This is a genomic window from Nocardia sp. NPDC055050 (assembly GCF_053608345.1).
Window position 1 is genome coordinate 135,329 of the sequence record NZ_JBSGVG010000018.1, and the last position, 6,204, is coordinate 141,532.

At 67.6% G+C, this 6,204-nt stretch carries 6 protein-coding genes; all 6 read left to right on the top strand.

The features are described 5' to 3' along the window. Window positions 1–28 precede the first annotated feature (28 nt). The 6 genes from ACWGCN_RS20335 to tyrS all read left to right on the top strand — a co-directional run bounded on the left by ACWGCN_RS20335 (window position 29) and on the right by tyrS (window position 5,771). Window positions 29–919, top strand: coding sequence for an RNA polymerase sigma-70 factor (locus tag ACWGCN_RS20335; RefSeq protein WP_452458691.1), 891 nt, complete (start codon window positions 29–31; stop codon window positions 917–919). Window positions 920–1,049: 130 nt separating this feature from the next. Then, window positions 1,050–2,195 (top strand): low temperature requirement protein A, encoded by a 1,146-nt coding sequence (locus ACWGCN_RS20340; RefSeq protein ID WP_452458692.1) that lies wholly within the window; start codon window positions 1,050–1,052, stop codon window positions 2,193–2,195. Between the two features lie 84 nt (window positions 2,196–2,279). Next, window positions 2,280–2,888, top strand: a complete 609-nt coding sequence (locus ACWGCN_RS20345) for a DNA-3-methyladenine glycosylase (RefSeq protein WP_378994282.1) — start codon at window positions 2,280–2,282, stop codon at window positions 2,886–2,888. A gap of 108 nt (window positions 2,889–2,996) precedes the next feature. After that, on the top strand, window positions 2,997–3,422 hold the full coding sequence (locus ACWGCN_RS20350; protein ID WP_378994284.1) for a DoxX family protein: 426 nt from the start codon (window positions 2,997–2,999) through the stop codon (window positions 3,420–3,422). 185 nt (window positions 3,423–3,607) lie between these two features. Further along, window positions 3,608–4,456 carry an alpha/beta hydrolase gene (locus tag ACWGCN_RS20355; protein ID WP_379316250.1) on the top strand — a complete coding sequence of 283 codons (849 nt, stop codon included), beginning with the start codon at window positions 3,608–3,610 and terminating at the stop codon, window positions 4,454–4,456. Window positions 4,457–4,484: 28 nt separating this feature from the next. Next, window positions 4,485–5,771, top strand: coding sequence for a tyrosine--tRNA ligase (gene tyrS, locus ACWGCN_RS20360; RefSeq protein ID WP_378994288.1), 1,287 nt, complete (start codon window positions 4,485–4,487; stop codon window positions 5,769–5,771). Window positions 5,772–6,204 lie beyond the last annotated feature (433 nt).

Sequence of the window (6,204 nt, forward strand, 5' to 3'; positions counted from 1 at the left end):
GACTGGCCACCGTGACGGAGCGTGCGACATGGTAGATCGTATGGCCGATCAGGATCCGTTTCTCGAACACCGCCGCCTGCTGTTCGCGACCGCTTACCGCATGCTCGGTACCGTCACCGACGCCGAGGACGTCCTGCAGGACACCTGGCTCAAGTGGAACGACACCGACCGCGCCGCGGTCACCCATCCCAAGGCCTACCTGGTCCGCACGGTCACCAATCTCTCGCTGAACCGTCTCACCTCCGCCCGCGCGACCCGCGAAAGCTATGTCGGCCCCTGGCTTCCCGAGCCGGTCCTGACATCGCCCGATATCGCCGAGGACACCGAATTGGCAGACACCGTCTCCACCGCCATGCTCGTCGTGCTGGAAACCCTCACCCCCGTCGAACGCGCGGTGTTCCTGCTGCGCGAAGTATTCGGCTACTCGCACGCCGAGATCGCCGAAGCCCTCGAACGGTCCGAGGCGAGCGTGCGCCAGATCGCGCACCGCGCGAAGAACCACGTCCACTCGCGACGTCCACGATTCGATACCGACAAGGACGCCCGCGCCCAGGTCACCGCACAGTTCATGGCCGCCTGCGCAGGCGGCGACCTCAATGCCCTGATGGACCTGCTCGCCCCCGATGTCACGTGCTGGTCCGACGGCGGCGGCGTGGTCACCGCCGCCCGTCGCCCCCTGCACGGACCCGACCACGTCGCCCGCTGGATCCTGGGCGTCCTCGCCAAACCGTCGTCCGCGGGTTTCGAACTCACCGCGACCGGCATCAACGGTGAGCTCGGCACCCTGGCCTCCTTCGCCGGAAACCCCGGCGCCGCCTTCACTTTCGACCTCGTCGACGGACACATCCAGAATCTGCGCTTCCAGGTCAACCCCGGCAAGCTGGCCGGGCTGTACCGCGGCACCGACCTGCTCGGCTGAGCAACGCGTCGCTGACCGCTTGTCGCGCCGGGACGAGCTCGTCCCGGCCGAGAACCCCTCCTGCATCAGGGGTGAAACCGCGTCCCGCGCTGGGTTCGCGCGAACCGGTCACTGGCCCTACCATTCTGCCGTGTCAAGCAATCTCAACGACCGGGCCGAAGGTGGCCAGGTCAGGGCCTCGACCCTGGAACTGTTCTTCGACCTGGTCTTCGTTTTCACGATCACCCAGCTCACCCACGTGTTCGTACACCATCCGGGATGGGAAGCAGTTCTGCAGGTCTCGCTCATGTTCGGCGTGATCTGGTGGATGTACAGCGGGTACGTCTGGCTGACCAACGAGGTCGCGCCGAGCTCGTCCTCGCGCCGGACCTGGTTGCTGGTCGGGATGTCGGCGTTCTTCATGCTCGCGCTCGCCGTGCCCGACGCCTTCCACGGCACCGGTGTCGCCTTCGGCATCGGCTACCTGCTGGTGACCGCGATCCACACCGCGATGTTCGCCTCGGCGGGCGGGGCGTCGGCCGTTCTGGCGATCCGCCGGATCGGGCCACTCAACGCGGTATCGGCCACCCTGGTCGTGGCGGGCGGCTTCACCCACCCGCCACTGCAATACGTGCTCTGGGCAGGGGCTTTCGCGGTGCAGATCCTCAGTCCCTACCTCGTCGACACCGCCGGGTTCCGGGTGCGCGTCTCGCACTTCTGCGAGCGGCACGGGCTGGTGGTGATCGTCGCGCTCGGCGAATCGATCGTCGCCCTCGGCGTCGGGCTGGCAGGCGAACCGATCACCGTCGCGCTGCTGGCCATGGTCGCGTTGGGGCTGGCGCTGGCGTATGTGCTGTGGTGGGCCTACTTCGGTTTCGACGACGAACGCGGCGAGCACGCGCTGGGCGAGCGACCCGACCTCGAACGGGTGCGGCCTGCGCTCGTCGCCTACGACTATGCGCTCTATCCGCTCCTGGTCGGTGTCATCCTCACGTCGGCAGGGATCGCGCTCAGCATCGCGCACGGCGGCGAACCGGTGAGCTGGGCCGCCGCGGGCGCGTTGTCCGGCGGCGTCGCCCTCTACTTCGCCGGACAGTCCTGGTTCCGGACCGCGCTCGGTCTGTCCGGTGCCCGCGGCAGGCTGCTCGGCGCCCTCGCCGTCGCCGCCACCACGCCGATCGGGGTGTATTGGCTCGCCTGGGGCCAACTCGGCGCCCTGGTAGCGGTCGCCTACGCGGTGGTGATCGTCGACGATCGGCGCATCCTGCGCGCCGGGCAGCACAGCGCCTACGCCTGAGTACCGATCGCATCGGCGTACCTTCGGCCACGCGCGGCAACGGAATGCCGCGCGTGGGTGCCCGACTGAGCGACAATGACGGTCGTGTCCGCCCAGGAACTGGCCGTCGATCCCCCTACCGCCGCCCGCAGGTTGCTCGGCGCGATCCTGTGGTCGGGACCGGTGGCGCTGCGCATCGTGGAAGTCGAGGCCTACGGCAGCAACCCCGACGGACCGTGGCCCGATCCGGCCGCACACTCCTGGCCGGGGCCGACGGCCCGCAACGCGGTGATGTTCGGCCCGGCCGGGCGGCTCTACGTCTACCGCTCGTACGGAATTCATCTCTGTGTCAACGTGACCGGTGGTTACGACGGTGAGGCAGGTGCGGTGCTCGTGCGCGCGGCGGAAGTAGTCGAGGGCATCGACCTCGCTCGCGAACGCAGGCCCGCCGCCCGCACGGACGCCGATCTGGCGCGGGGGCCGGGCAATGTCGGCAGCGCGCTCGGCATCAGCATGTCCGACTACGGAACCGAGCTGTTCGACCCGTTCTCCGCGCTGCGCCTCGCACTGGAACCACCGGTGCCGCAGTCCGATATCGCCACCGGTCCCCGAGTGGGTGTCAGCGTGGCCGCCGAGATCCCGTGGAGGTTCTGGCTACCGGCCTCGCCCGCCGTCTCGGTCTATCGGCGCAGCCCTCGCGCCCCGATGCCCTAGCGACGATTTCGACAGACTTCGCCGACAGCGATGAGTTTCCCGGCGACGGTCCGTCCTATCTGTTGAACGCGCTACCAACCCGGCGCGACCGACTCGAAGGACGAGACCATGACCACTGCGACCCCCTCCGCGAACCTCTCCGACGCCGCCGGCTACCGCCCCGGCAAGATCCGCAACCGCGTCCTGTGGACCCTGCAGATCGTGCTCGGCCTGTTCTTCGTCATCGCCTCCGGCGGCCCGAAGCTCGTCATCCCGAACACGTTGATGGACAACGCCCCCGAGAACCTGACCATCCCGATCGGGCTGCTGATCTTCATCGGAGTCGTCGAGGTGGCGGGCGGAATCGGCCTGATGGTGCCGCGCCTGTCCGGCCTGGCCGCCGCCGGTCTGTCCGTGCTCACGGTGCTCGCCGCGGCGACGCAGGCCTTCATCGCCGACAAGCCCGCGATGGGGATCTTCCCACTGGTGTTGGCCGCGATCTTCGCCTGGATCGCCTACGAACGCCGCGCCACCATCACCGCGCTGGTGCGATGAGCCACCACTCGACACGCTGACAATCGCCGGAGCCGTGGGGTTCCGGCGATTGTCGGCGTGCCGAGAGTTCGGTAACGGAGCTGATCTCGTGCTCCCGATTTCGTCGCCGAACCCAATAGGGCGAATCCCTCGCAGGTGCGACGATCGAGAACCACGTCGAGAAGACCGTACGAGCAGGAGCGCCCGTGTTCACTTTCCCCAGTAGTGACGGCACCACGATCCACGTGCGGAGCTGGCTCCCCACCGAGACCGAGCCGCGCGGGGTCGTGCAGATCGCGCACGGCATGGGCGAACATTCCGACCGCTACAGCCACCTCGCCGAACGACTGGCCGGTCTCGGGTTCGCCGTCTATGCCGACGACCACCGCGGGCACGGGCTCAGCATGGGTGCCGTACCGGGTGACCTGGGCCCCGACGGCTGGAACCTGCTCGTCGCCGACGAGGTCGCGCTCACCGAGATCCTGCGCGAACGTCACCCCGGGCTGCCCGTCACCCTGATCGGCCACAGCCTCGGCTCCTTCGCCGTGCAGCAGTACCTGCTCGACCATTCCGGCCTCGTCGACGAGGTGGTGCTGAGCGGCACGACCGCGGTCGACGGCCTGTTCGGCGAGATCGCGGCCGCCGGTGGTGACCTGATCGGCTTCTTCAACGCGGAGTTCCAGCCCACCCGCACCGACGCCGACTGGATCAGTCGCGACGAAGCCCAGGTCGACGCCTACAACGCCGACCCCTGGTGCGGTTTCGCCATCGACGACGCCAACATGGGCCTGCTCGCGGGCAACGCCCAGACGCGGCTGTCCGATCCGAGTACCGTGCGCGCCGACCTGCCCATCTACGTGATGGTCGGCGACAAGGACCCGCTCAACAACAAGCTCCGCCTGTCCGACCTGCTCGTCCAGCGCTACCGCGACGCGGGCCTTGCCGACCTCACCTACCGGGTCTACGCGGACGCCCGCCACGAAGTCCTCAACGAAACCAACCGCGACGAGGTCGAAGCCGATCTGCTCGCCTGGCTCACCCGCGCACGCGACTGACGAACCGCATGCGGAAAGATGGGTCAGCGTGACCGGCGACATCTTCGACGAACTGACCTGGCGCGGCCTGATCGCGCAGTCCACCGACCTGGACGAGCTGCGCGCTGCCGCGGCCACCGCGCCCCTGACGCTCTATGCCGGCTTCGACCCGACCGCCGCCAGCCTGCACGCCGGCCACCTCGTCCCGCTGCTCGCGCTCAAGCGCTTCCAGCTGGCCGGGCATCGGCCGATCGTGCTCGCCGGCGGCGCGACCGGCATGATCGGCGACCCACGTGACGTGGGCGAACGCATCATGAACTCGACCGACACCGTCGCCGAGTGGGCACAGCGCATCCGGGGCCAGCTCGAGCGGTTCGTCGACCTCGACGAGTCGCCGACCGGTGCTGTCATCGTGAACAACATGGACTGGACCGGCCCGCTGTCGACCATCGACTTCCTGCGCGATGTCGGCAAGCACTTCTCGGTGAACGTGATGCTCGCTCGCGACACCGTCAAACGGCGGCTCGAAGGCGACGGCATCTCCTACACCGAGTTCAGCTACATGCTGCTGCAGGCCAACGACTACCTGCAGCTGCGGCGCGAGCACGGTTGCACGCTGCAGGTCGGTGGCTCCGACCAGTGGGGCAACATCATCGCCGGCGTCGAACTGAACCGGCGCGTCGACGGCGCGCATGTGCACGCGCTCACCGTGCCGCTGGTGACCTCGGCCGACGGCAAGAAGTTCGGCAAGTCCACCGGTGGCGGCAGCCTGTGGCTGGACCCCGAACTGACCAGCCCCTACGCCTGGTACCAGTACTTCGTGAACACCGCCGACGCCGATGTTGTGCGCTACCTGCGCTGGTTCACCTTCCTGAGCCGCGAAGAACTCGACGAACTCGAGCAGGCGACGGCGGAACGTCCGTTCGCCCGCGAGGCGCAGAAGCGCCTGGCAGCGGAGATGACCACGCTGGTGCACGGCGAGGCCGAGACCCGCGCGGCGGAATTGGCCAGCCATGCCCTGTTCGGCCGCGGTGAGCTCGGCGAACTTCCGCTGTCCACGCTCGGCGCCGCGTTGCGCGAAGCCGCGGTCGACGGCAAGGTCGCCGAGGTGGTGCCGGGTGAACCGAACACGATCGTCGACCTGCTCGTCGCGTCCGGCCTGTGCGAAAGCAAGGGCGCGGCCCGCCGGGTGGTCAACGAAGGCGGTGCGTCGGTGAACAACCAGCGGGTGAGCGACCTCGAATGGACTCCCTCCGATGCCGACTACCTGCACGGCGAGTGGCTGGTGCTGCGGCGCGGAAAGAAGAACATGGCGGGCGTGCATCGGATAGCCTGACGTCGTTGCGGAGGCCTGAGTCACATGCGTGTGATTCAGGCCGGCGCAAGGGCTGAGCGCACCGCCGTGACCTGCGGAGATCCGGTGCTGTCCAGGCGATTTGACGCGGCGTTATCCGGCGCGTAACTTATTGGAAGTCAGAGCGACACGGACACCAACCCGGAGCCGAGACGCTAGCCCGAGAGGCTGGCGGGCCAAGGGAAAACGCGGTAGTACGGGGAAACGCCTGACAGAGCTGAAGATCTTGTGACCAGGCTTACGATTGACTTCGTCTGGACGTGAGGTTAGGCTGGAACAGTTGCCCTTCGGAAGATCCGGAACGATCCGGCCATTCCGTTTGTGCGTGTGTTCTTTGAGAACTCAATAGTGTGTCGATGAATGTCAGTGCCAATAATTATTATTGGTTCCAATCTTTCATGTACCCCCCGGTCGT